Origin of the sequence: Parabacteroides caecihominis, assembly GCF_023656785.1 — a bacterium.
Taxonomy (GTDB): Bacteria; Bacteroidota; Bacteroidia; order Bacteroidales; family Tannerellaceae; genus Parabacteroides; species Parabacteroides segnis.
On the sequence record NZ_JAMOKS010000016.1, the window covers coordinates 1 to 25,550 of the forward strand.

General features: G+C 45.7%; 24 protein-coding genes and 4 pseudogenes. 14 read left to right on the forward strand and 14 right to left on the reverse strand.

All coding sequences use genetic code 11. The features are described 5' to 3' along the window. Positions 1–456: 456 nt before the first annotated feature. From NBH14_RS14490 to NBH14_RS14545, 12 genes and pseudogenes are all read left to right on the forward strand, one after another. Positions 457–777 carry a helix-turn-helix domain-containing protein gene (locus tag NBH14_RS14490; protein WP_004308054.1) on the forward strand — a complete coding sequence of 107 codons (321 nt, stop codon included), beginning with the start codon at positions 457–459 and terminating at the stop codon, positions 775–777. A gap of 12 nt (positions 778–789) precedes the next feature. Then, positions 790–1,137, forward strand: a complete 348-nt coding sequence (locus NBH14_RS14495) for a hypothetical protein (RefSeq protein WP_004313787.1) — start codon at positions 790–792, stop codon at positions 1,135–1,137. A gap of 99 nt (positions 1,138–1,236) precedes the next feature. After that, the gene (locus NBH14_RS14500) at positions 1,237–1,848 is read left to right on the forward strand and encodes a DNA cytosine methyltransferase (RefSeq protein WP_234093466.1); all 612 of its coding nucleotides are present in this window, start codon (positions 1,237–1,239) and stop codon (positions 1,846–1,848) included. Positions 1,849–1,927: 79 nt separating this feature from the next. Continuing rightward, positions 1,928–3,298 carry a site-specific integrase gene (locus NBH14_RS14505; RefSeq protein ID WP_055170335.1) on the forward strand — a complete coding sequence of 457 codons (1,371 nt, stop codon included), beginning with the start codon at positions 1,928–1,930 and terminating at the stop codon, positions 3,296–3,298. Positions 3,299–3,308: 10 nt separating this feature from the next. Next, the gene (locus NBH14_RS14510) at positions 3,309–4,499 is read left to right on the forward strand and encodes a hypothetical protein (RefSeq protein ID WP_032584224.1); all 1,191 of its coding nucleotides are present in this window, start codon (positions 3,309–3,311) and stop codon (positions 4,497–4,499) included. Positions 4,500–4,738: 239 nt separating this feature from the next. Next, entirely contained in the window at positions 4,739–4,984 is a 246-nt protein-coding gene (locus NBH14_RS14515) for a helix-turn-helix domain-containing protein (RefSeq protein ID WP_230583851.1), read from the forward strand. Positions 4,985–5,018: 34 nt separating this feature from the next. Then, complete coding sequence (locus NBH14_RS14520; RefSeq protein ID WP_062694783.1) at positions 5,019–5,738, forward strand: hypothetical protein; 720 nt, start codon at positions 5,019–5,021, stop codon at positions 5,736–5,738. Between the two features lie 176 nt (positions 5,739–5,914). After that, positions 5,915–6,265, forward strand: a complete 351-nt coding sequence (locus NBH14_RS14525) for a plasmid mobilization protein (protein WP_032584232.1) — start codon at positions 5,915–5,917, stop codon at positions 6,263–6,265. Further along, positions 6,262–7,314, forward strand: coding sequence for a relaxase/mobilization nuclease domain-containing protein (locus tag NBH14_RS14530; protein WP_032584234.1), 1,053 nt, complete (start codon positions 6,262–6,264; stop codon positions 7,312–7,314). Before NBH14_RS14525 ends, NBH14_RS14530 begins: the two co-directional genes overlap by 4 nt. Next, complete coding sequence (locus NBH14_RS14535) at positions 7,311–8,099, forward strand: hypothetical protein (RefSeq protein ID WP_055170330.1); 789 nt, start codon at positions 7,311–7,313, stop codon at positions 8,097–8,099. The genes NBH14_RS14530 and NBH14_RS14535 overlap by 4 nt, the downstream gene beginning before the upstream one ends. A gap of 5 nt (positions 8,100–8,104) precedes the next feature. After that, positions 8,105–9,316 (forward strand): tyrosine-type recombinase/integrase, encoded by a 1,212-nt coding sequence (locus NBH14_RS14540; RefSeq protein ID WP_032584239.1) that lies wholly within the window; start codon positions 8,105–8,107, stop codon positions 9,314–9,316. A gap of 229 nt (positions 9,317–9,545) precedes the next feature. Continuing rightward, positions 9,546–14,567, forward strand: a pseudogene (locus NBH14_RS14545) (DEAD/DEAH box helicase). 128 nt (positions 14,568–14,695) lie between these two features. Here the strand turns inward: NBH14_RS14545 and NBH14_RS14550 are convergent. Together NBH14_RS14550 and NBH14_RS14555 are read right to left on the reverse strand one after the other, a co-directional pair. Continuing rightward, on the reverse strand, positions 14,696–15,823 hold the full coding sequence (locus tag NBH14_RS14550) for a DUF6575 domain-containing protein (RefSeq protein ID WP_032591945.1): 1,128 nt from the start codon (positions 15,821–15,823) through the stop codon (positions 14,696–14,698). Continuing rightward, complete coding sequence (locus NBH14_RS14555; RefSeq protein ID WP_250817596.1) at positions 15,820–16,278, reverse strand: hypothetical protein; 459 nt, start codon at positions 16,276–16,278, stop codon at positions 15,820–15,822. The genes NBH14_RS14550 and NBH14_RS14555 overlap by 4 nt, the downstream gene beginning before the upstream one ends. A gap of 369 nt (positions 16,279–16,647) precedes the next feature. On the opposite strand from NBH14_RS14555, the pseudogene NBH14_RS14560 reads away from it, so the two are divergent. Together NBH14_RS14560 and NBH14_RS14565 are read left to right on the forward strand one after the other, a co-directional pair. Beyond that, positions 16,648–17,223 (forward strand): annotated as a pseudogene (locus NBH14_RS14560) (hypothetical protein); the annotation flags it as partial. 48 nt (positions 17,224–17,271) lie between these two features. Further along, on the forward strand, positions 17,272–18,045 hold the full coding sequence (locus NBH14_RS14565) for a phage antirepressor KilAC domain-containing protein (RefSeq protein ID WP_004308051.1): 774 nt from the start codon (positions 17,272–17,274) through the stop codon (positions 18,043–18,045). A 78-nt stretch (positions 18,046–18,123) separates the two neighbouring features. On the opposite strand, the gene NBH14_RS14570 is transcribed toward NBH14_RS14565, so the two are convergent. The 12 genes and pseudogenes from NBH14_RS14570 to NBH14_RS14625 form a co-directional block, all read right to left on the reverse strand. Further along, positions 18,124–18,609, reverse strand: a complete 486-nt coding sequence (locus tag NBH14_RS14570; RefSeq protein ID WP_007217340.1) for a hypothetical protein — start codon at positions 18,607–18,609, stop codon at positions 18,124–18,126. A gap of 11 nt (positions 18,610–18,620) precedes the next feature. Further along, positions 18,621–19,085, reverse strand: a complete 465-nt coding sequence (locus NBH14_RS14575; protein ID WP_004308050.1) for a TraQ conjugal transfer family protein — start codon at positions 19,083–19,085, stop codon at positions 18,621–18,623. Between the two features lie 51 nt (positions 19,086–19,136). After that, on the reverse strand, positions 19,137–19,625 hold the full coding sequence (locus NBH14_RS14580) for a hypothetical protein (protein ID WP_004308049.1): 489 nt from the start codon (positions 19,623–19,625) through the stop codon (positions 19,137–19,139). Positions 19,626–19,635: 10 nt separating this feature from the next. After that, positions 19,636–20,220, reverse strand: a complete 585-nt coding sequence (locus NBH14_RS14585; protein WP_004308048.1) for a conjugal transfer protein TraO — start codon at positions 20,218–20,220, stop codon at positions 19,636–19,638. 2 nt (positions 20,221–20,222) lie between these two features. After that, entirely contained in the window at positions 20,223–21,122 is a 900-nt protein-coding gene (gene traN / locus NBH14_RS14590) for a conjugative transposon protein TraN (RefSeq protein WP_004308047.1), read from the reverse strand. A gap of 33 nt (positions 21,123–21,155) precedes the next feature. Beyond that, complete coding sequence (gene traM, locus NBH14_RS14595; protein ID WP_072067469.1) at positions 21,156–22,274, reverse strand: conjugative transposon protein TraM; 1,119 nt, start codon at positions 22,272–22,274, stop codon at positions 21,156–21,158. Then, on the reverse strand, positions 22,275–22,463 hold the full coding sequence (locus NBH14_RS14600) for a hypothetical protein (protein WP_004308045.1): 189 nt from the start codon (positions 22,461–22,463) through the stop codon (positions 22,275–22,277). Beyond that, positions 22,463–22,723, reverse strand: coding sequence for a hypothetical protein (locus NBH14_RS14605; RefSeq protein ID WP_004318726.1), 261 nt, complete (start codon positions 22,721–22,723; stop codon positions 22,463–22,465). Before NBH14_RS14605 ends, NBH14_RS14600 begins: the two co-directional genes overlap by 1 nt. A gap of 12 nt (positions 22,724–22,735) precedes the next feature. Beyond that, positions 22,736–23,359: pseudogene (gene traK / locus NBH14_RS14610) on the reverse strand (conjugative transposon protein TraK). 21 nt (positions 23,360–23,380) lie between these two features. Further along, complete coding sequence (gene traJ, locus NBH14_RS14615; RefSeq protein WP_004308042.1) at positions 23,381–24,400, reverse strand: conjugative transposon protein TraJ; 1,020 nt, start codon at positions 24,398–24,400, stop codon at positions 23,381–23,383. Positions 24,401–24,424: 24 nt separating this feature from the next. Then, on the reverse strand, positions 24,425–25,057 hold the full coding sequence (locus NBH14_RS14620; protein ID WP_004318720.1) for a DUF4141 domain-containing protein: 633 nt from the start codon (positions 25,055–25,057) through the stop codon (positions 24,425–24,427). 20 nt (positions 25,058–25,077) lie between these two features. Continuing rightward, positions 25,078–25,524 (reverse strand): annotated as a pseudogene (locus NBH14_RS14625) (TraG/VirB4 family ATPase); the annotation flags it as partial. Positions 25,525–25,550: the final 26 nt, after the last annotated feature.

The following is a 25,550-nucleotide window of genomic DNA, read 5'->3' on the forward strand; positions in this document are numbered from 1 at the left end:
AAAAGAGTGTAGTTCGTTTTAATCTTTTATAAATCAGCGATTAAAAGTGTTTTTATAAAGATGCAGGTAACGATATAGTAGTGGAAGTTCAGCTACACATTGCATTGCTCTGCATAATTTCAAATATCTCTGTAACACAAAGGTAAGCAATGTTTTTGATGCTTCCAAGTTAATCATAGCATATTTATAGAAGGGTTGACAATTAATTGTCAGCCCTTTTTTTATCCGATATCCTCTGTCATTCTATCAGTCTCTTTTTTAAGAAGGAGAATTGCGTGTATTCCCCTTTCTATCCTGATGAAGAAAAAATATTCTGAAAATTCACATTGATACCAAGTGAGTTACAAGGAAAATGTGGGGCTGGCGGTTACCGTCAGCCCTATTTTTTCATGCCTAATTTTGAAAACTTTGCAACCGAAGAAAGAAAAATAACCCATTAGAACAAAGGAATATTGTATGGAAGAGAACAGAAATGATATTGAGATACTCAAAGCAATGATAAAGGACAACTTTGAGGAACAACGAAAACTGATTGCCAAGCTGGAAACGGCTCTGGAAGCAGTAACCAGTTTCAACGGTAAGCAAATGCTGGACAGCCGGGATATGCGCCTGATGCTGAAAGTATGCGACCGGACACTGATCCGCTGGCGTAATTCCGGGAAACTCCCATTTTTCAAACTCAGCGGCAAGATTTACTTCTGGGCTTCTGACGTATATAAATTCCTGAGAGAAGAATGTCTAAACGAAGATTTCATATCCGATTCTATTAACTCATAAATAAAAATTCACATGGAAAATCAAAGTAAAGTAATCGTCATAGAACGAAACAAATTCGCAGCACTCGTCAAATCACACCGCAAATGCCTCCAGATGCTGAACATCCTGACTTACATCTACACAGTTAAGGAAGTAAGCCTTACCCTGACCTTGCAGGAAATCTGTGAAGTCCTGCACATGACTCCCGAAGAAGTGGAGATACAGCGACAGAAAGGATATATCCGCTTCACGACACAGAAAGGGATGACCGTCTATGAAATCACGGACCTGCTCCGATTGGAAAATATGCTGGAGATGGGGAGCATCTATCGTAAGATCGACAAAAAAGTAATGAACCTCGAACCTCTAAATAATGAATAAACAATGAAAGAAGAAGAGCAAGACAAGAAACAGCGGAAGCGTCTGGTACACGCTTCCCTGTTTAGTGGATTCGGCGCCCCAGACCTGGCTGCCGAATGAATGGGATGGCAGAATGCCTTCCATTGCGAGATAGACGATTTTTGTAATACCATTCTAAATTACTGGTTTAAAGATGCGAAAAGTTATACAGATGTCACAACGACAGATTTCAGGGAATGGAGAGGAAAAATCAATGTCCTTACAGGAGGTTTTCCTTGTCAACCATTCTCCGTCGCAGGCCAAAGAAAGGGAGCGGATGATAACCGCTATCTCTGGCCTCACATGCTCAGGGCCATACATGAGATCAGGCCCGATTGGGTCATTGGTGAGAACGTTGCTGGCATCCTCACGATGGTACAGCCCGGTCAGGAGACTGAAGTGGGAAGTCAATCCACTCTATTCGGAGAGAGTGAGCCTGTATTTAAAAGACGACAGCAATATGTTGTTGAAACCATTTGCCGTGATCTTGAACGCGAAGGATATTCCGTCCAGCCGGTACTTATACCGGCTTGTTCCGTCGGTGCACCTCACAGACGGGATAGAGTTTGGTTTATCGCCCACTATCCACTAAATATATTCAGTGAAATTCCATTTTATAGGTTATCTTTGTATATCAGTTATTTGCAGATGTTTTCATTTGGTTTGAATACTCACGAAATTTCACTGTTTTAGAAAATATTGGTACTATTTGATACCATATTTCGGGATATATTTTGTACCTTTGCATCACAGTAACCAAGATATATCGCGTATGGATTTCATCTTCATCAAATCATCCAAGGCAGGAAAGGAGGACTACGGTTCCATCTATGCCCGTGTGCGCACCGGAAAGGCGAACATGAAAGTCGTGACGGGCTTCACCATCAAGCAGCTTGAATGGGAAAAGTATCGCAGCCTGCAATACACCTCGTCAGCCCTGATGTCAAGCATCGGAATAAAGTACGGGCAGTTCGCCCAAGTCCTCGCGAGGATAAAGGCGGCATTCGAAGCGGACGGGTTCAACCCCAAGGAGGCCAAGAACATCATCGAGAGCGTGAAACACGACGTGCTCAACGGAATGATGCAGATTGTGGAGGTCAAGCCCAAAGGCAGGATGCTGTTCGAGGATTTCCTTACCTCTTATATAGAAGACATGGAAACCGGACGGCGCACCAAGAAAGGCCGTACCGTGAAAGTATCACCTGCCTATATAAAAGGTCTGCGCATTATCCAAAAACAGATTCGCAACTACCAAAAGGAAACACACCGCAAACTCGGATTGGATGACATGACGATGGAGACACGCAACAGCCTTGTCGGTTACTGGAAAGAACGAGGCTTGATGCCCAACGCCATCAACTCGTACATGACCGATGTCCGCACAGTGGCAAAGGCGGCCTATGAGGACAAGCTGACCAAATGCGATGATTTCCGTCATTCCGACTTCGTGCCGAAAAAGGAGGAGGTGGACAACATCTACCTCACGCCGGAACAGATACAGGAAATGCTCAACCTTGACCTTTCCACCAAGGAAGCTGTGAAAAAGAGACTGGAATCACTTGACATCAGCGAGGACGAGAAATTGGCACAACTTTCCAAATGCCGCATCACCCATATCAGGACACTGGAGCACGTGAGGGACATTTTCATCGTGGGCTGCCTGACCGGGCAGCGCGTTTCCGACTATTCAAGGATATGTGAGGACGTGATAACGGAAATAGGCGGCACGGAGTTCATACTCATCACCCAACAGAAGACGGAGAAGAAAGTCTATATCCCCGTTGACAGGCGCGTGAGAGCCATACTTGCCAAATATGACGGCAAGCTGCCACCGGTTCATCCCAATGAAATGAACAAGCTGGTGAAGACCATCGGCCTGTTGCTCGGCTGGACACACGACTGCGGCTTTGACGAGAAGCGTCTCAACCCCAAACGGGGAAGGAGGTTCTGCGACATGCTCCTTTCCCATACAGCCCGGAGAAGTTTCGCCACCAACGCGTACAAGGCTGGTGTCCCTCTGCCTTCCATCCAAGCCATCACCGGACACAGCAGCGAGGCGCAACTGCGCCGCTACCTGAAACTGGACGCGGAGGAAAAGGCCGTCATAGCATTAAAGGACTTCAAGGGTATCATCAAAATATAAGAAGGTGCTTATGAAAAAATCAAGGTTTGACATCATTAGCGACCTGTTCAAGCTGTCCAACGTAATCAGTGGGAGCCTGAAGCTTGCGGAATCGCTTGCCGACAAGTCTTCCGGCAGTGACGAAACGGATTGCAAGGATATTTGCCGGAACATCAGATACAACTTAAAGCCCCTGTCTTTTCTTTTGGCCGGCATCAGGGAATATGTCACCGAGCACGAGGATAAGGAGTTGGCACGGAAGTTTGTCGAACTTCACGATGACACGAAAAGGCTTCACGGTATCTGCTCCAAATATGCGGACTTGAACAAGGCGGCTTTCCGCACAGGGGTGGCTTACCTGAGTATGGAAGTCATAAGTCAATACTTCTTTCCCGAAAAAGAACAGGAGCAAGTATCGCCGGAAGGTTCTGATATTTCTCCCAAATCAATGACACGTACCGAAGCCACCGACTGCATCGACACCATCCGTGCCACCATACGGAAGTGTGCAAAGGATTCAGACGGGAACAGAGGGAAAGAAATGTATGCCATGCTTGCCAAAGTGGACAAGGCGAAAATCCAAGCCGTCAAGGAGTATATTGTCAATGCCAACGACAAGGATTTGGCACAACTCTTCACGGAATATTTTACGGAAGCCGTCCACCTTTCCATGCTGCCCCAAAATGATGATGTGAAAGCGCAGTCCGCAGGAATAAAGATGTTCCATATCGCAATGACGATGGGATATGTCAAGAGGAACGTGCTGCATGAGAACGAGTCCAAGTCGGCAACATCACAAACAATACCCTCTTGTACGGAAGAAGCGTCATCCGGTTTTACCGCCACAGATACAATGCAAGGCGGCGCGTTCAGTACGACCGCGCAGGTTCCCGTTTTAAGGCTGTACCGTTTCCTTACCACTTTCACCGTACAGAGCGGCTCCGACAAAGGCAAGCCTCTATTGGACGGCAATGCCGTTTCCGACCGGGACTTCCTCCGTGCCGTCATGCGTGCCGACTATTCCATGATATACGGCAGTTGCGTGAAGGGCAAGATGCGCTGTGTCGCCATCCTGCTGTCCAAAGCATACTTCAAGGACTGGAAAGGTTACAGGGCATCCGCTGCCCGTTCCATGGGGCTGACACCCGAAAGCCTCGCCAAGTATAACGTGGAGAAAACCTTTATAGCGAAGCTCAAAGAGCTGCTTCCCATGATAAAATAGTGACATAACCCACAGGTGGCTACAATTCACCACAACCCACAGACTTCCACAAGCCGTTAAGCACCAGTTGTTTGACGGCTTTTTTCATGCGGTGTCATTTCACAGAATACCACAAATTCACAGGTTTTATTATTGCTCTACCTTTGCCGCCATGAACTTAAAATCAGAGAATTATGACAGATAAGACAGAAATGGTACTGGTATCGCGCGACGAGCTTCAACAGCTTATCGGCGCAAGCGTGAGGTGTGCGTTTGAGGAATACCGGCAGGAACGGGCACCACAGGACACGTCGGAGTATTACACCATCCGGCAACTGGCGGAGAAATGGGGTGTGAGCATAGCGACCATCTGGCGGCACGAGAAGTTAGGACACATCAAAGGACAGCGGATTGGACGGCGTGTCCTGTTTCCCAAGGAACAGATAGACCGCATCAAGAGCCTGAAAGCGACCAACAGGAAGGCTGACAAGAACTCCAAGGGATAATTTACAAGACGCACAACAAAAAACGTCAAGGCTTATGAAGAATTTGAAGCAGCTTGTTTTGCCGTGCTACAAATTGGAGATGGCAATGTCCGTGGAGGCATGGTACTTCCTGCACGGGAGCACGGACGGGATATGCAACCTTACCTATCTTCTTTCCCTTTTGTCGAAGATGACAGTATCGGAAGTACAGAGCACCAAACGGGGATTGGGCTATGCCGTCCATCCCGGACAGGTGGACAGCTCCATGCTGGTACTGGCCAAGGAATGGGGCATCTGGCGCAAGGCGGTGTCCCGCCTGTTGGAGGATTTCTCGGAACGCGGGCTAATCCGTGTTGATTCCAATCCCGTGACTTCCATCATAGACATGGTGTGCGTGAAGTCGTGGATGATAGCAGGGCGGCTCATCGAGAATCCGGCATACCGCCAGACAATCAAGGCATACGAAGGGGTACGGATTTTCCTTTTCAACGGGCAACAATTAGAGACCTTGCGCCGCAGTTCGGCAAGGAAGAAGAAAAAAAAACCGATAGAAGAAACGGCAGAGGGAACGGATGGCTTACCGTCCATGAATCTGACCGGTTCCAATCCTATTATAGAAGGTACAGGAACAGCGGAAACCGAAACGGCAGCAACAACCGAAAGCGAAGTGGAAAGCACTGTGGAAAATGCCGTTGTGGATGCCGGCAACACACCTGTTTTAGAGGATGGCAATACTCTGTCCGGCTCACAGAAATGGAAACATCCACAGGAATGAAGCGGCAGAAATGGCAAGCGACAGCGTTTTAGAAGGGATATTTTTTAGGGCTGGCAAGTTAATGTTTTCGTCCACGAAAACCACGCCACCAATGGCGACCCGGCCACACGGGAAACGGCAAGCCCGGATTACAGCCCTAAAAAACAGAACGGTTTAACGGATAAAGGAAAACGGATATGACATATCAGGAGAACAGAAACAAGGGTGGCCGCCCCAAGGCGGTGAAAGGCAAGGCGCGGACAAAAACCATATCCACACGGCTCACGCTTGCCGAATGGAAAGCGGTCATGAAACGGATAACAGATGCAGGCAAGAAGCCGTCACACTTCCTGCGCGAACTGTTGTTACATGGCAAAGTCGAGGCGGCACGGACACAGGAGGACAGGCAACAGATAAGGATGCTGGAGGGAGGATGCAACAACCTGAACCAGCTAGCGAAGATGGCGCACCAGCAGGGCTTTTCTCTTTTGAAAGGCAAAATCATGGACTTGCTGGACGAGTTCAATAAAATCATCGGGAAGATATGATGGGCGACTTGAAAAAACGGGCAAGTTTCGCCAGAGTGGTGAACTACGTGAACAACCCGAAAAAGGCAAGGCTCATCGACAGCAAGGACGTGAGGCTTGATGACAACGCCACCATCGCAAGAAGTATGCAGGGACAGGCGGACGACAAACCGGGACGCAAGCTGAAAAATCCGGTGTACCATATCTCGCTGGACTTCGCACACGAGGACACACCCAAGCTGACGGATGCCCTGATGGTCGAAATCGCCCGTGAGTATATGCGGCGCATGGGTATAACGAACACCCAGTATATCGTGTGCCGCCATACCGACAGGGAACACCAGCATCTGCATATCGTGGCCAACAGGGTGGACAATGACGGGAACACCATCAGTGACAGCAACGATAATGTGCGTAATGTAAAAGTATGCAAAGCTCTCACGAGGGAATACGGACTGTACTTCTCCAAGGGCAAGATGAACGTGAAACGTGACCGCCTGCGTGGTAAGGACAAGGTGAAATACCAAATCTATGACGCTATCAAGGCGGCATTACCCTGTTGTAACTGCTGGTCGGATTTGTGTGACATGCTGGCAAAACAGGGTATCGGGGTGAATTTCAAATACAATAGGAACGAAGGTAAAATAATCGGTGTGTCGTTCACGAAGAATGAAATCTCATTCAGCGGCTCACGGATAGACCGGAGCATGAGCTTTTATAAGTTAGACAAGCTGTTCGGAAGCCACATTGCCGAGGGCATGGAATGGCAGCCCCGTGTGCAAGAACAGCCACAACCGACTCGGCAGGATGTGGGATTCCACAACAATACGGCTGATACTTTTATAAGAGAGCCGTCACCGGCCAAAGCGGAAGCGGACGGCAACGGAAGCATCCCTACTGAACCCGGTTCAAACATCGTTCAAGTGACCATCGGCACACTCATGGAGTTGTGCGTACAACCGCACCAAGCCAAGGTCTCATCCAGTGGCGGAGGTGGAGGAAACGAAAGCGGCTGGGGAGACAATGACAACGAAAAGGACAAACATAAACCAAGGAGGAGAAAAAGATGAAGGACAACAAGCAGAACTTAACCGACCTTATCGGGGCATTGGCAGTGGACATCGAGGAAATCAAGAAAAAACTGGACGCAAAGGATAGCCCGGACAAGAACGAGGCATTGAAAAGACTGGAAGCGAAGTTGGAGCCTGTTATACGGTTCTTCAATGGCAATGCACCGGAAAATGTCAATGCCATTTTCGGAAGCAAGGAAGCCATCGAGAAATACAAGCAATCAATAGGTGATGAAGCGGTAGCAAGTCTGCGGTTATACACCGAAGCCAACGAGAAGGATATGCGCAAACATGGTGTTCTCACCATCAAGGAACAGCTCAACAAAATATTGGAAAGGCTGACAAGCCACATTGAGAATGACAAACTGACTTCGGAAAAGTCACGCCAAAAGCAAAGTTCCATATCGGAACTATGGCAGATAATCCGCCCGGACAAGGCAATAAGCACAATAAGGCTGTTATGGAGCAAAGTTCCCGATGGCTGGCACAAGAACCCTTACGCATGGGCTGGTATTGGTTGTATGCTCGTATTCTTTGCCCTGTTTGCCGTAAGTTGGGTACAATGGCATGAGTACCGGGAAGAAAACAGGCGGTTGAGAACGGTTGCAGACAAACACCATGTGACTACAATCATGCTTAACGAGTTGCACCCAGGACTGGCTGTGACCGTCGGAGCTTACGAGAAACTGGTGGATGTTGTCGGTGCGGATTCCACTTTAGTCATATTCAACAGGCAGGTCAAGACAGTGAGAGAAGAAGAAAAACAATCCAAACAACAAAAATAAAGTGAATGGCATCCATAAAAGTGAAATTTCGTCCTTCCACCGCAAGCGGCAGGGAGGGCAGCATCTATTATCAGGTAATCCACGGGCGCATAGTCCGCCAAGTTAAGACGGACTACCGCATATTTGACACGGAATGGGACAAGAGAACTTCCTCTGTGAAAATCCTGTCCGAAATCGGCGAAAACAGGAAACGGTATCTCCGAGAAGTGACGGAACATATCGACTGGGACACCAGACGGTTGAAAGCCATAGTCGCCCAATGCGACAGGCAGGGAGGAATTTATTCCGCTGACAGTATCATCGAGAAATTCAACAGGCAAACGGGCGAACAATCGCTGTTCCGCTTCATGCAGGGCATCATAGGACAGTTGAAGCAGCTTGGCAAAGTCCGCACATCAGAAACCTATACGGCGGCATTGGCTAGTTTTATGAAGTTCCGTGAGGGGCAGGACATACTCTTGTGCGAGATAGACGGCAACACCATGATGCTTTACGAGGCCTGGCTCAAAGGCAAGGGCATCTGCCCCAACACGGTTTCCTTTTATATGCGCATACTCCGTGCCGTTTACAACCGTGCCGTGGAAGAGGAACTGACGGAACAGAAGCATCCTTTCAAGCACGTTTACACGGGCATCGGGAAGACGGTAAAACGCGCCATCCCATTGAAGTCCATCAAGCACATTAAGGAACTTGATTTGACTCTGAAACCGCATCTGGATTATGCAAGGGATATGTTCCTCTTCTCCTTTTATACCCGTGGCATGTCATTCATTGATATGGCCTATCTGAAAAAATCGGACTTGAAGAACGGAACCATCACGTACCGGAGAAGAAAGACCGGGCAGCAGCTCACCGTCAAGTGGGAGAAGTGCATGGAAGACATCATCGCCAAGTATAGAGAGAATACGGCCACCCGTTACCTCCTGCCGATAATTACAAACCCCTGTTCCGATGAACGGACACAATACCGTAATGCCATCTGCCGCATCAATGTGGCGTTGAAGGAAGTTGTCGGTCTGGCAGGATTGAACATACCGCTGACCATGCACGTTGCCCGCCATTGTTGGGCGAGCGTTGCCAAGAGCAAGAACATCCCTCTTTCTGTCATCAGCGAGGGCATGGGACATGATTCGGAAGAGACTACGCGCATCTATCTCGCATCGCTTGACACAAGCGTGGTGGACAAGGCAAACAGCCTTATCCTGAAAGATTTTTGACCGGATATTTATGGTGAAATGTGTTGAGCGAAAAGACGAATCTCTTGATAAGAGTTATAGTTGATATTGCAAAGGTACGCATAATATTTCAAATACCGTGTTCATTCCTCATTTATAATGATATATGAGAGGTATTTTGTGAGAATCTGTTTTGCAAATGCGTCAGATTTTGCCAGTATAACACTGATTATTAGAGCCCGTTCCTTTGAAATATATCTCTTATCAAGAGATGAATTTCAAGGAAATACTACATAAATTTCGTACCGAATCATTCACAGAAAAGGAAAAAGGTACAAAGTTCGAGCGACTGATGCGCTCATGGTTATTAACAGACCCACGCTACAATGAGCTTGAATCGGTCTGACTATGGGAAGATTTTCCGGGGCGAAACGATTTTGGAGGTAATGACACAGGTATCGACCTTGTGGCCAAAACTGAATTGGGTGACTATTGGGCTATCCAGTGTAAATGCTATGCTGAGAATACAATCATAGATAAACCTGCTGTAGATTCATTTCTCGCCACTTCCAGCCGCACGTTCACAAACGAGGTAACATTCCAAACAGTCCGTTTTTCAAATCGTATTTGGATTTCAACCACAAACCATTGGGGAACTAATGCAGAAGAGGCTATCCGAAACCAGGAACCGCCTGTTACGCGCATCGGTATGGCAGACCTTGATTCATCTCCTGTGGACTGGCAAAAGCTGATGGACGGTCTAACCGGAAATTCTGCACTGGTGGAGGGCAAGAAGCCTCGTGAACACCAATTGAATGCCATATCAAAAGCATACGTTCATTATATGGCAGATGGCAACGAGAGGGGCAAGCTCATTATGGCTTGCGGTACAGGTAAAACCTACACTTCGCTGCTCATTGCAGAACAGTTGTTTGACAACAAAGGCTTGGTGCTGTTCATGGTTCCGTCCATCGCCTTGTTGGGGCAGTCGCTCAACGCATGGTCGGCAGATGCGAAGAAGCCCATTAAGGCTGTCTGCATCTGTTCCGATTCCAAAGCCTCACGCAAAACCACCAAGGGATCTGACGATACGGACGACAGCGTGGTTGACCTTGCCGTACCAGCATCCACCAATCCACAATCCATTGCATCCCAATTAAAGAAATATCGGGATCATGACGGCTTGGTAGTCGTGTTCTCCACCTACCAATCCATAGATGCCGTTTCTGCAGCTCAACAGGAGATTTTATCCGAGACAAACGGAGAATACGGCGTGTTTGATTTCATTATTTGTGACGAGGCACACCGCACTACCGGCGTAAAAATAGCCGATAAGGATGAGAGCAACTTTATCAAGATACATTCCAATGAGAATGTACAAGGTCGGAAACGCCTTTATATGACTGCCACACCGCGTTTGTATGGGGAATCTGCCAAGATAAAGGCATCGGAAAAGGATTGCATTCTCTGCTCGATGGATGATAAAGCCATTTATGGAGAGGAATTTTATCGTGTGAATTTCTCATACGCCGTTCAAAATGGCTTATTGACGGATTACAAGGTGCTTGTCCTTACTGTTAGCGAAGATGATGTACCTGCCAACATAAAACAAGACATCACCAATTCTACCACCGAACTGAATTTTGACGACACATCCAAGCTCATTGGGGTAATAAACGGATTGTCAAAAATGATACATGGCGACGACCATCGCACATGGGATGCCGACCCACGCATGATGCGCCGTGCCGTGGCGTTCTGTTCAGCCATAGGCAACGAAACAAAAGCCGGAACGTCAAAATATGTAGCTTCGGTGCTTCCAAGAATATCCGGGAAATACGAAGAAAATCTTGATTCAGAAAACCTTTCGCATACCGTTTCAGTAACGACACGGCATATAGATGGCTCTATGAACTCGCAGGAGCGTAATGGAATCCTGCAATGGCTGGCGGAAGAGTCGGACAATGAACGTGAATGCCGTGTTGTAACCAACGTGCGTTGTCTGTCCGAGGGTGTGGATGTGCCGTCTCTCGATGCCGTATTGTTTCTTTCTGCCCGTAATTCGCAGGTGGATGTGGTGCAGTCGGTTGGCCGCGTGATGCGTACATTTCACAAAGGGCAATCCGATGAAAAGAAGTATGGATATATCATCATCCCTATTGTAGTGCCATCCGATATTTCGGCGGAGGAAGCTCTTGACAACAACAAGACATTCGATGTGGTGTGGGCTATCTTGAACGCGCTCCGTTCACACGATGACCGTTTCAACGCAATGGTAAACAAGATAGCTCTCAACAAGCAGAAGCCGAACAAGCAGACAGACACACCGTCTGTTACCATAGGCCGACCGGGATTGGGTACAAATGACGGAGAAGCGGAAGCGCAACAAATTGAGAATGCAGAAATTGCCAGACAGTTGGAACTTCGTTTTGGTGAGATACAGGATGGTATGTATGCCAAACTGGTAGAAAAATGCGGTGACCGTCTTTATTGGGAGAATTGGGCAAAAGAGGTCGGTCTTATTGCGCACAAATTTATTGAGCGTATTTCCAAACTTATTCAGTCCGGCGTACACAAAAAGGCTTTCAATGAGTATTTAAAGGGATTACAGCGAGACCTTAATCCATCGGTAGATGCTGCCCAAGCCATTGAAATGCTGGCTCAACACATCATCACCCGACCTGTATTTGATGCTCTGTTTTCAGATTACCAGTTTGTCAATAACAACACCGTGAGCCGTTCCATGCAACGCATGATAGACCTCTTGCAAGAACAGGCTTTTGAAAAGGATACCGAGGTACTGGAAAGATTCTATCGTTCGGTAAAGACCAATGTAGGAGGGATTGACAATTTGGAAAGCAAACAGACCATTATAAAGAATCTGTACGAAAAGTTTTTCAAAGGTGCATTCCCACTTACCGTAGAGAAACTGGGCATTGTTTATACACCGGTGGAATGCGTGGACTTCATCATCCGTTCAGTGGATGACATTCTTAAAGCAGAGTTCAAGACATCTTTAACCGAACAGAATGTACATATCCTCGACCCGTTTACCGGAACCGGCACCTTCATTACTCGTTTGTTGCAATCCGGCCTTATCCGTTCTGAGGATATGGAGCGTAAGTATCAGAATGAAATCCATTGCAATGAAATTGTGTTGCTGGCCTATTATATTGCCGATGTGAATATTGAATCGGTATTCCATGACATTACCCATCGGAAAACTTACCTACCATACAGTGGTATCTGCCTGACCGATACGTTCCAGTTGGCAGAGAAGAAACACAACGAACTTTTCACGGAGTTCTTTCAAGACAATTCCAAACGAGTGAAAAAACAGATGGCAACGCATGTGAGGGTGATTGTAGGGAATCCGCCGTATTCCATTGGACAAAAATCTGCACATGATGATGCTCAAAACCTTCAATATCCAAATCTTGATAAAAGAATAGCAGATACGTATGTAAAATTTACCGAGGCTTCATTAAAGAAATCTTTGTATGATAGTTATATTAAGGCTTTTCGTTGGGCCTCTGACCGTATTTCACAGGACGAAGGCGGTGTTGTAGCATTTATTAGTAATGGTGCGTGGCTTGATAGCAGTGCAGGTTCTGGTATTCGCCGCTGCTTTGAGGAGGAATTTACCTCCATATATGTACTAAATCTTCGGGGGAATCAACGTACATCTGGCGAACTATCGCGTAAAGAAGGAGGAAAAATCTTTGGAAGCGGTTCTCGTACTCCCATTACGATTACTTTCCTTGTTAAGAATCCGGTAAAGAAAGGACAGAAAGCTGTTATTCATTATCACGATATAGGTGATTACCTTACTCGTGAACAAAAACTCAAAATGGTAAAAGACTTCCGTTCCATTTCTTCGCAGAAATTGGAATGGCAAATTATCACACCTAACGAAAAGGCAGACTGGATAAATCAAAGAGGTGGACTATATGACACTCTGATTCCATTTGTTCCTGAAAAGAAAAAGAATATAAATGCTAATTCTGTATTTTCAAATTATTCAACAGGTGTCATAACAAATCGAGAGTCATGGGTGTACAACTCAAATTTGAATACATTAACCGATAATTGTCTAAAGCTCATATCATTTTATAATTCTGAAACAAATCGCCTTATAAATGCGTTAGGACAAAATAATAATCTTGTTGCGTCACATTTTGTAGATAAAGACGAAACTAAAATAAAGTGGGATGAAGCTTTATTTAAGTATGCGCAAAAAGGTAAAGAACTACAATTTGAGCCAAAAACAATAGTGGATGCAATATACCGTCCCTATTTTAAGCAACATCTTTATTTCAATAAAGAACTTAACTGGAGTAGGTATTTGATGCCATCATTCTTTCCAAAAGGTCATGATAATATTGCAATATGTGTAAATGGAAGTGCTGGGCAAAAAGAGTTTTCTGTATCAATTACTTCTCATATTGTAGATAGGAGTTCCATTGGTGCTGGTCAATGTTTCCCTCTTTATTGGTATGAAGAAAATAAGAATCCCCAAGCTACACTTTTTGATGATGCAGAAACAGATAAATATATTCGTCGGGACGGAATAACCGACTGGATTCTGAAAGAAGTCCGTAGTCGTTTCGGAGGTTCAAAAGCCATTACTAAAGAACACATCTTTTACTATGTGTATGGACTACTTCATTCCCGGCAATATCGTGAACGATTTGTCGATGACTTGAAGAAATCTTTGCCTCGCATCCCCATTGTAGATAATGTGCAAGACTTTATGTCTTTTTATAAAGCAGGCAAAGAACTTGCCGACCTGCATCTAAATTACGAACAAAACATAAACGAGCAGGCTGTTAGACAAGATGGAGATTATCTGTTTTTCGCTGCAATGCCAATGATTGCCCATCGTACTTGTGGTGTCAGAGTAAATGGCGATATGGACATTTGGCAAAACAACTGGACAAACGAAAACTACCAATACTTTGCCGTTGATAAAATAAAGTTTGCCAAAGTTCGTGACGAAAATGGAAAGCTCGTTGCTGATAAAACACGCATTATCTATAATGACCATATTGCCATTGAGAACATTCCACTCAAAGCATACGAATATGTCGTTAATGGCAAATCCGTAATTGAATGGATAATGGAACGCTATGCCATCACCATTGATAAAGCGTCCCAAATCAAAAATGATCCAAACGACTGGTCACGAGAACATGAACAACCCCGTTATATCCTTGACCTGCTTCTGTCGGTAATTATGCTCTCTTGTCAAACAGTAGATGTGATAAATACTTTACCCATATTAAAAATTTGAACATCAAAAACAAAATAAAGTGTCGTATCATTCTAAAAATAGATTTGATACGACACTTAAAATTATTTTGGTTGACTTATATGCCACCAATTTTCGGAGTAGTCATTTCCGTTTCTATATCCTCATAATTATAGACTATTCAATCTTGTACATTCAATAAGTTTGTATGTCGTTTTAGGCTTTGCCGTAACAGGATTTGTATCTTGATATTCCATACATTTTATTTTATATTGATGGCGTTCTCCTAATGTTATACCATTGAACATATTAGATTCATCAGTTGTTCCTGTTATTCTTTTTTTATCGCAAATAAAAATCCATTTTCCTTTGTTCAAGACAGTGCCAGAAGCGAAGTAACCAACAAATTCAGTTGTTACTTCTTCCAATTCTGTATGAGTGTTTAAATAATCATAGACTCTTGAAATCGCATTTAAAGATATTGTAGAACCAGATGTACTTTTTTCTAATGTTGATTTAACCCATTTATGTTTAAATGACAACTTGTTTTTTTCCATAACCTGTAGAAAAGAACGCATACTACTTAGTGTATGTCCCTGTAACTCTTCAATCTTTTCTTTCAATTCGTCTGACGAGTCTATTGAGAAAATTTCGTCTATTTTCTGTAGGGTAGATGAAATCCTTGATGCTTCTCCAAACATATCAAATGTTTCATTTAAAATAAAATGCACATCAAAAGACGCTGCCTGTAATGCACAAGCTCTCATATTTGCTTCTGAAGCATATTGTTTGCCAAACCTTTTAATATGACAATTACGTACCATGGCTTGGTATCTATCTAAAGCATTTGTTAAAACGTTAACATCTATATTATGAGAGTTTTCAATATCACTGAATGCAATACAAGACATTATTTTACCACTTTGTAAAGAGCGTGATATGAGTTCTTCATTATCAATTGCATCATAATTACAATAGAATCCATCATCTGGCAGCATAAAAGGTTGAATCTGATTTGCAGGTAGAGGCGTAGCAATAATATCATTTGCATCTTTTACCACTACATCAAAATAGCAACCATCCTCAGGATCTTGATATATGGACAATAAATCAATGATTTGACCCTTGAATAAGTTTAAACGTTTCTCGCTAATCCTAACAGCAAGATACTTGTAACATAATTCATCATCATGCGGATATAACAGACACAAATATTTTGTGTCAAAAATATCTGTCGCTATGAAGATTTGTGGTACTTCATAGAAAACAATAACCTCTATAAAATTTAATCGAATCATATTGCTTTCGGTTGAAGGGTTATTTCTCTATATTGGATTTCTGCATTGTTTAAATCAAACAATGTAGTATGCCACCAAGTATAATGATTTGCACAATTATTACTCGGAGTTTTGAGCATCACACCATATTTAGGACTCATTGTTATTTCTGCTATGCCATGTAGGTGTTTTAAATATGGCAGCTTAGCCATAGAACGGGCATCTTCTAATGTGCAAAGTGAAGACAACCCAGAAGCTTTCCACAAATTATTCCCAAAATTTCTATTAGGATATAATTCTGAATGAGTTTTTAGGTCGTTTTCTGTCATTATTTCCTCCTTTTGTATAAGACGAAACAATGGTTCCTTATTATATGCCACTACAATATCTTCAGGAGGAGTGTTCTCGGGAAGTGTTTTAGCCCAAGATACACCATACTTATCAAGATACTCTGTCAATTTCGTTGGAGTGTACATATATCATATATTATAGTCTCAATTATACATTTGCATATTTAATTTAGCATTGAACTCCACTATTATTAAATTTTAAAGTGGCGTTTTACTGAATGTGTCTGAGGCGAATCAAGCCTACAACACTCAAATGTTTTTGCAAAATTAGCGAATTATTTTCATTGTACCGCTAAAAAAACGTTTTTAATGTGCTGATGAAAAGAAATCAGATTTTATGATGGTTAAAAGTACAGCAGAAAAATGTATGAGATAAAGTTTAAGGAAATTATCACAAAAGTGATATAGTGATACCAAAATGATACTAAATTTAAAACTGCTCTTTGATATACATTATAAGTTACAGTAAACCAATATGTTATAAAATTACATATCTTGTTGCCCACCGTGACGGCACAGGACTACAAGCGCAGGGGGCCGGGCAGCAGGCAGCAGGGACTACCGGAGATAATCCATGGAATGCTTCTGCCAACGCCAGTGGCAACAGAGATACACCATGCCGAAAGAGTCAGGAAATGGAAATCGATGAATTTATCCTCACCCCATGCCCAGATAGCCGGAGAGAAGAATCCCAACGGCCTGACGGATTTTCTGGACTTTTACGGGATACTACCGGAACCGATACCGGACAATACTGAGCTGGAAAACACGGACGGGAACAATCTGGAAGAATCGATCCTACAATGGCTGGCAGAAGGACAAGTGATGCCGACACCGACAGCGCGGGATTGGAAAGGCGCACCTTCACTGGAGAACCTGAAGAAACGGGGAAAGATACCACAGAAGAACAGCCTTCCGGATTTCTTCGCCCGGACTGGAAAGAGTTTCCAACTCAATCCCCTGTTTGTAGCCGAGATGATGGGCTTTCCACCCGATTGGACGGTATCTCCTTTTCTCGGTGAAGACAGGCATCCATTAAAGGATACGGGAACGCTATCGTCCCCCAGGTAGTCTACGAGATATTTAAAGCAATAGAAGAAACCTATAAATTAAACAGTCATGAATAAAGTATCGATATTTGAACATCCCGAGTTCGGACGCATCCGGACACTGGAAATTGACGGGAAAATATGGTTCTGCGCCTCGGATGTTGCCGCCGCACTTGGCTACTCCAATCCGAGAGATGCCGTCGTAAGACATTGTAAACCAATGGGTGTCGTGGTTTACGACACCCCTACACGCAGTGCCGTCCAGAAAATCAAGTACATCAGCGAAGGAAACGTATACCGGCTGATTGCCGGTAGCAAGCTGCCTTCCGCTGAGAAATTCGAAAGCTGGATATTTGATGAACTGGTTCCCGAAACACTAAAGAACGGTGGCTATCTTCTTAAGAAGAATGGCGAAACGGATAATGAACTGCTTGCGCGTGCCATATTGCTCGCACAGAACCGTATAAAAGAGCGAGACAGCCGTATTTCAGCATTGGAGAAGGAGAACAACTATGCTATCCTGAAACTCAAGCTACAGGCCCCAAAAGTTCAGTATTACGACAAAGTCCTGCAATCCCAAAGCACCTACACGACCACACAGATAGCGAAAGAATTGGGAATGACTGCCGGAATGTTGAACAAGCGGCTCCGATGGGCAGGCATCCAGTTCCGTCAATCCGGTCAGTGGCTGCTCAAAGCTCCTTACCAGAATCAAGGCTATACAGCAACCCGGACCCATGTATGGGAAAGCCGCACAGGAGAAACAGGCACGGCCATGTTGACGGTCTGGACGGAAAAGGGCCGGTTATTCATACATTATCTTTTTGAGGCTTATCTGGTATAGCCGGAATATAAGACCGGGATAAATAAAAAAGCTACTGAAACAAAAATTCAGTAGCTTTTTTATTGCTTTCAATTGATACTATCTCAACCGTGGTCCCGTTTTCTTCTTTTCTTTCACAGGCACAATTTCTTGTCGGGGTGCTTCTTGCGGCCTTATTCTTTCACTTACAGTCTCACTCTGAAGAAGCCTGTTTAAATACCGGAGGTCCTTCAGTAACTCCTGTTTGCATTCCATCTCCAGGGAATGGGCCATATTCGACATCGGGTTGGTACTTTTCTTGACAAGCGGACCGTTCAGGAGATCTTCTTCTACATACAGGGTACAACGCTTCAAATAGCCTTCAATGTCCTTCGGCGTTTCAGCGGTATCAATCGCCTCCTGAATGGCCTTATAATTCTTATCCATATAACAGGCCTTATACAAGTCATCGGCATGCCAGTCAAAGAAATGAAGATAGTTTTTTCCCAGTTGCTGGTTATACTCTTTTATATCGCTTTCCACAACCCCTTTCTTCTTGTCAAGATATTGCTGCAATTGTTCGATCCTTAAATCACTTTTATCCATTGTTGTCCGATTTATAGTTCCATGTCCGTTTCAGTTTCGCTCTGAAAGGATATATCCAGTTCTCTTTCCTGATGGAAATTATCCGCTATCACGAATTTAATTTCCGCATTCTTGCTGCTTCGGTTATGATAGAAGAGCGTGAATACCTGGCGGCAGGGATCGCTGTCATCCAACTCCGCTATCGAATCCAACGGTTGCATCTCCCGGTTCACCAGATAGACCTTCTTCTTGTCGTACACCTCGCCGCTACCCTCCATCTGTATATAACCGATTTGATAGCCGGCTTCCTCATAGTTTCCGCTACGATTGAGTGTCAGACGAATCTCCACGGTCTCATCCGGGGAAATGGTCTTCTGGAGATACCAGGACGTTAGCGAGAAATCATAAGCCTGCTGTACTTCCAATTTATCATCACAGCCACCCAGCAGGCAAAGCAATGTGAGCATGATACCACTTATTATTAATTTCATCTTCATGATTTTACGTATTACTAAATGAATAATTTACTTGATTGAGTCCGTTGTCGGCTAACGCCTGATGCCCGTTTTTATCTTTCTTTCAGGCGGCTCTTCTCTCTTCTTTTCTGTTTTATTAGCCGTCTGTTGCAAATTCTCTTCGGGAGGCGTTTGCGCAAGGATATTCGCGAATTCCCGGTAATCCCTAACTAACTGCTGCATACACTCCAACTTCAGGAAATGGGCAACATTCGTTGTCCGGCTGGAACTGTTACAATCCACCTGACCGTTCAACAGTTTGTTCTCACAGTAAGCAATGTTGTCCTCAACAATATTCCAAACCGTATCCATGCCCTTTGCCCCGTCCACCGCCTGCCGGAGTATCTTATAACACCCGGACATAAAATGAGACTTATACAGGCTCTCCGCATTCCATTCGAAAAAGTGTAGGAAATTCTCATTCATCTTCTTGCTTTGTTCACGTATGTTCCGGTCTTCCCGGTTTATTTTCATATCCAGCCAATGAAGCATCTCATCCACGTTCCAATTGCCTTGTTCCATACTGTTGCTGCTAATTGAAAATGTACTTGACACCGACAGCTGCCACCGTGTGGAAATTCCCCACGGATGATCCGAAGAATATCCTCTGGCGGACATTGAAAAGAAAAACCAGCCTGTCGGAAAGGAACGCCTCCATCTCGAAAGCCGGGGCAAAACCATAAATGAAGCATCCGTCATTCTTTAAAGTCGCCCCGTCATAGAGCAGCTTGCAGTTCCAGTTGGTCGTCTCATAACCCGCCAGAGCGGAAAGACCGGCAGAGAAGAACACGTTCTTACCACGGTCCGAGATGAACGGCACGAAATAACCTACCTCCCCGGTAAACTGCGCTTTGGGGATCGCAACATCCTTATAGGAATAGTGCTTTTTCACATAATCCGCCCCGAACAGCCAGCGGGAATGGTTCCGGTTATACCGACTCAGAGCCAGTCCGACCTGGAAATTACCATGCAGATGCTTCACATTTGAACCGAAGTCGTCTACACCGCCTAACGTAAGCTGGATACCTTTCTGCCCCGGCAGGTAACGCTGGGCAAAAGATTTGCCTGCCACAAAGGGCAGACAAATGCATAACAAAATAAATAAAACTCTTTTCATGATTACTCACCGATTAATTCATTCACAATACGCGCGTCCACCAGGTCACTGTTCTCAATATAGAACCGCTGGTGACGGCCTCCCCCTTTCTCGTAAATTTCCACTTCCAGCAACTTGTCGTCAGGAATGACAATTTTCGGAAAGGCATACACGATCCGTCCCGTGCTCTTTCCTTCGATGCGTGTCAGGGCATTGAGCGTGCGTACCGGTTCAATATAAGTTTCCTGCTGAGCCGTCCTTTTGGCTATCTTCTTATCCACTATCTTAAATCGCACGAAATCCACATCGAAAGGCACATTGGAATTGTTCGTCAGGGAAACATGGAAGAAGATCAGGTCCTTATGCACATAAATGCCCTTTAAAAGAGCCTGCATCCCGAACTGCCTGCATCCGATATGCTTCACGTCCCTACGGTCCAGCCGGTGGATGGTGTACATCACGCTGGCAATGACCGTCGGATCTTCCTCGCCCAGTTCCGTGACACGGATGGAGCTGCCTCCTTTCTTTTCTCCCTCGTCCGGGTTCATCCACTGGTCCATATTGATATTCAGTGTGGAAGGCTCTTCCTTATAAACGACATTGAAGGAAAAGAAAGAGCCGTCTCCTGTAATCACGGAGAAGTTCGTCTCTCCCGGAAACTCCTTCACCGCCGCTTTGACACGTACCACGTTCTCGACTCCGTCAGCCTTGCCTGCGATGATATTGTTACTGCCCAAATCCACGTAGCGCACTTCCGAAGGGAAGAGGATATGCACCGTCTTCCCAAAAGTGACCTCTATTTTATAAGGGATGATATGCTGGCCCGCCGTCAGAATCCTGACGGGATTTACCGGCCTTTCCTCCTGTGAAAAACCGGATACCGAGGCCAGAACAGCCATCAAGAATGCTATAACTATTTTCATTGTCTTGTCTTTTTTATTAAAGTGAATAATCCGTTATTGTCTCTTTGTGACCAGCAGCACCTTATATCCGGCTTTCAGTGTCACCTTGACCGCGCGAACCCGTCCGGCGATCAACCGCGTGCCGCCCTGCATGACTCCGCGCGTCAGGTCCATGACCACCTGCTGTCCGGCAGAACGTGCAAACGAAACGCTGTTTCCCATGCTCTCGCTGACCGTTCCAGCCGCATCCTTTGCCGCATTGCGGGTTTCCGATCCGGGAACGAAAATACCTTTCTGCCCGTCTATATCGTAAGTCGCCAACTGAACAGGAATGATATTCCCGGCATACTCGATGCTGCTGATCAGGATATCCAGACGCTCTCCCTGTATGACCGCCGCACCTGTTACCAGACTGTTCTCCGGAACGGTAATGTTGCCGGCTTGTAGAGGTTGCAGCAACCGGAGTTTTACCCTGCCTCCCTGTTCAATGATCTGGTTCTCCGAAATGCAGGCGGCGATGGTATTCGTCCCCATTTGGTAGCTGTTCCCGACAGCAGTATTAAAACCGTAATTCCTCTCGACAGTAAGCGAAGCGATATAGGCGGAATCCGTAACAGGTTGTGAAAGGCCGGAGGTCGTCTGATACTCCGCCCGCTGAACCGGAACAGTTTCCGTGGGTTCTTTTCCGACAGCTTTCTCCTGGACCGTATCCTTATCCGGGTTCAGATACTTTGCCGCCATCTTGTAGGACCGCTCCATCAGTTCTTCTCGGGTAGCCGCCTTGTTCTTCTCCTTTTCCGCCTCTTCCAGCTTTTTGTTCAGTTCATCTACTTTTCTTTCCAAATCGCTGTTTGCCGTCTCTTTGGGAGTCTCATAGAAGTCATTCAACTGCCCGGAGATTTGCTCGTAGGTATTAACGGACTGTTGCAACCGGTCTCCGTCCTTTTCTTTTTCACCGGTATCGGATGCCCCCTTTCCTTCGTTCATTAATGTCCCGGCAAGCTGCTCCAACGACTTCATCCGGCTTTCTTCCTCCACTTCCGCCTGTTGCTTCTCATAGGCAGCGGTCTTCTTATCCACCAGTTTGGCAGTGGTAGGTTCGGGTACGTTCACATTGAATCCTGAATTTCCGGGGGCTTCCGTCTCGTTTTCCTTGCCGGAGGGGGCAAATATTCAGTACATGACTCCCAGGAAGACCAGCACAAAGGCCGGAATCACAATGAACTTCCTTCTTTTTTCCATCTCTTCCGGTGTGAGCACCTTCTTCTCTTTTTCAGGTTCTTCCTTCAAGGCTCTGCCGTTTTCCGGCTGTACCGCCGTTTCTTCTGCCGCTTCGGGCTTTTCCAAATCTTTATCTTCCATTACTCGTTGGTTTTAGGGTGATACATTATACTGTCTTTATCCGCCCGGTGGAGGGAGTCCACCGGATGGACAAACGGCAACTCCTTTTGTGTGCCGTGAGAGAGAAAACGCCCGAAAGCGCGTGCTACGGTGATACCACATAGAACGGTACTGGTAACCAGCATGCCCACAAGCACTCCCTTACGCTCTTTTTCGGACAGCTCCTCGCAAACGTTCTTCAGTTTTTCGCTGATCTCTGTCTTTATCTTCCTGCTTTTCATTACCTTAATATATTAGCGTTCAACGGTCCTTATATCCCTGTTTTCCAAAATCTCAAAGCGTTCCGCCATGAAGCCTTGCGGATTATTATCCGACCTGACCGTACTCTGCAGGAAGCAACGGGTGACCAGGGAACGCTCGGTGATATTGCTGTTTCGGATAATCATCTGCCGGGCAAAGGTGGTGATCCGGTACGGATAGTTATCGAAATCACACTGCATGCTGTCTACCAGGACAGTCTGGTTAATATTACCGCTGATCAGACGATTATAATAGCCTTTCTCGTTCCAATCCCGGTAATAACTATAAAGACTCTTGTCCGCCAGATACATGGCCCGGTTGATATTGGATTCGATAGCGGCCTTATCGGGAGCCAGCGTAAAGAACAGTTCATGCATGCGGCGCACATGCTCGCGGGCCTCCACCGGACGGTTCAATGCCGCATCTTGGGATAACGCCACTATGAGTGACTTGCCCTGATCCAATACATATACTTTCTCCCGTTGCTGGTTAGCAAAGAGGTAGGACTTTCAGATGGCATACGTAGTCAGTGAGGCACAAATACCCAGAAAGACCAACGTGAACAGGCGGATCTGCCTGAACGAGGATTCGATGTTTTTAAAACTTTTAAATTCCATAATTTTATGTTTTTTCAATTTCTACTTTTTCAATAATACGGCACCGACATTTCCCGTCGAAGCACCCGCCGCAGCACCGGCTACATTGGTCACCTTGGATGTCGTATTGTTGACATTCCGGTTATAGGCACTCATACCTCCCGCTTGGACAATCCAGTTCGAAACAGTGGGCACACAAAAATATCCGATAATGCCGATGACCATGAATATCAGATAGATGGCCGAGGAACCGTCCACGTCAATGACACTCATCGGATCGGCCATCAGGTTCATCTCTTCCTGCAGGATTAGCGTCTGTATCTTGGCAAGCATCGCCCCGAAGAGATCAGCCACCGGTAGCCAGAGATAGACACTGATATAGCGTGCCAGCCATTGGACAAGCGTGTTCTGCAGTCCGTCAAAAACACTCAGGGCAAAGGCTATCGGTCCCAAAATGCTTAGGACTATCAGGAAAAAGGTACGGATCGTGTCGATGACCAGCGAAGCGGACTGGAAGAGAATCTCCAGCAATTTGCGCATGACCATCTGGACAATACCTTGCAGGGAGAAGGCATACGAAACCTCATACATGGTCTGCAAGGCCGTATGCTCCTCCTCACTCCAGCCCATGTTATCCAGTTCCGCATCCAGCTCCTCATTGGAAGCAAAGACACGTCCGGTCATCATCGTCTTAGCCATCATGTCCGCACGGAGCTTGTCCTTCTCCTGCTGGTACTTCTGCAAGTCGAAGGTCTGGTCACGGAGCAGCATTCCGGTTCCCTGAACGATGGGGCTAAAGATACCGTTGAGAGTTCCCAGCACCATCACGTCAAAGAAAAGGATACACATGCCCAGGACAAAAGGCCGTAACATCGAAAAGACATCGATGGGCTCCGCACGGGAGAGCGACTGCCAGACACGGTAAGCGATATAGAACAAAGCTCCTAATGCAGCGAGTGCCATCGCCATGTCCATCATCGGGTGGCAGAGTTTGGTCATCGTATCATAGAGATTCCGAAGAATCTGGTGCATATTTTCAAATGAAATGGATAATAATACCATAATTGATTCTTTTAAAATTGTAGACTACCAATAACGCTCATCCTTGCCGTACAGGTCAAATACCTGTTGCTGCTCGTTCTTCTCCTTGGCACGCAGGTAGGATACATGCAGGTTCTTGCGGGTGTAGTAGTTGGCCAATTCCTTGTAATGTGTCATTTCCCTGTATACCCGGTTCACCAGGTCAATGCGTTCCTTGTCGTTCATGGACATGCCGGTGGGATTGATGATATTCTTCAGCTCGGTAATGCTGCGGCTGCTCTTCTTCATGATGGTGTTATAACCGGCAGCTATCGCATTCAGCTCCCGCTGGCTGAAATTCTTGTCGGTTAGCATCTTGCCGAAATTGTTCACGTAAATCTCGGAGATATCACCGAGCATCAGGACGGACTCCTTGACTTTCTCGCTGCCGCTGATCAGGTCGTTCACTTTGCGCAGCTTGTCGTAATACTCACGCCCCTGCTCGAAAATCTTTGAGGTCTCCTTCCATGTGGAGAGGGCATTCTGCGCCGTTTCCGAGGTCTCCACTATTTCGTTGACACTGTTCACGATACCCTGGACGAGGTTGCCCGGATCGGACACCACCCACTGTGCCTGTACGCTTGCCGGTACTATAAAGGCCGACAGGACAAACAACATGCTTATAATTCTCTTTCTCATTGCTTCTTTATTTTAATCGTTTATTTTTTCTTTTTCTTCTCACTTGCCAACATTCGGATAGCCTGCTCCATATTGCCGCCCAGCTTCTCTGTCATTTGTGTGACTTCCAGTTTTTCGGTTTCTTCCGTGGTATAGGTGAGATACTCCTCGACAGAGGTTTCTGTGGCATAGACAGCGGACCGGACACCTCCCAAGCCTATTCAAACCTCCTTATACTTCCGTGCCGGATCGTTGGACTGATTGATAGACAATATCTGCCCTTTCTCTTTGTCGGTCAATCCGAGCAGGGACTGTACGGAGTCAAACTTGTTAATATACTTTCGCTGATCCAGCAGAATCTTACAATCGGCATTGTTGATAATGGTGTCTTTGATAATGGGACTTGATACAATATCGTCCAGTTCTTGAGTGACGACAACGGCCTCACCAAAATACTTTCTAACCGTTTTGTGTAGGCTAAGCACCCAGCGCCTTATCATATTTCTATGGTAGG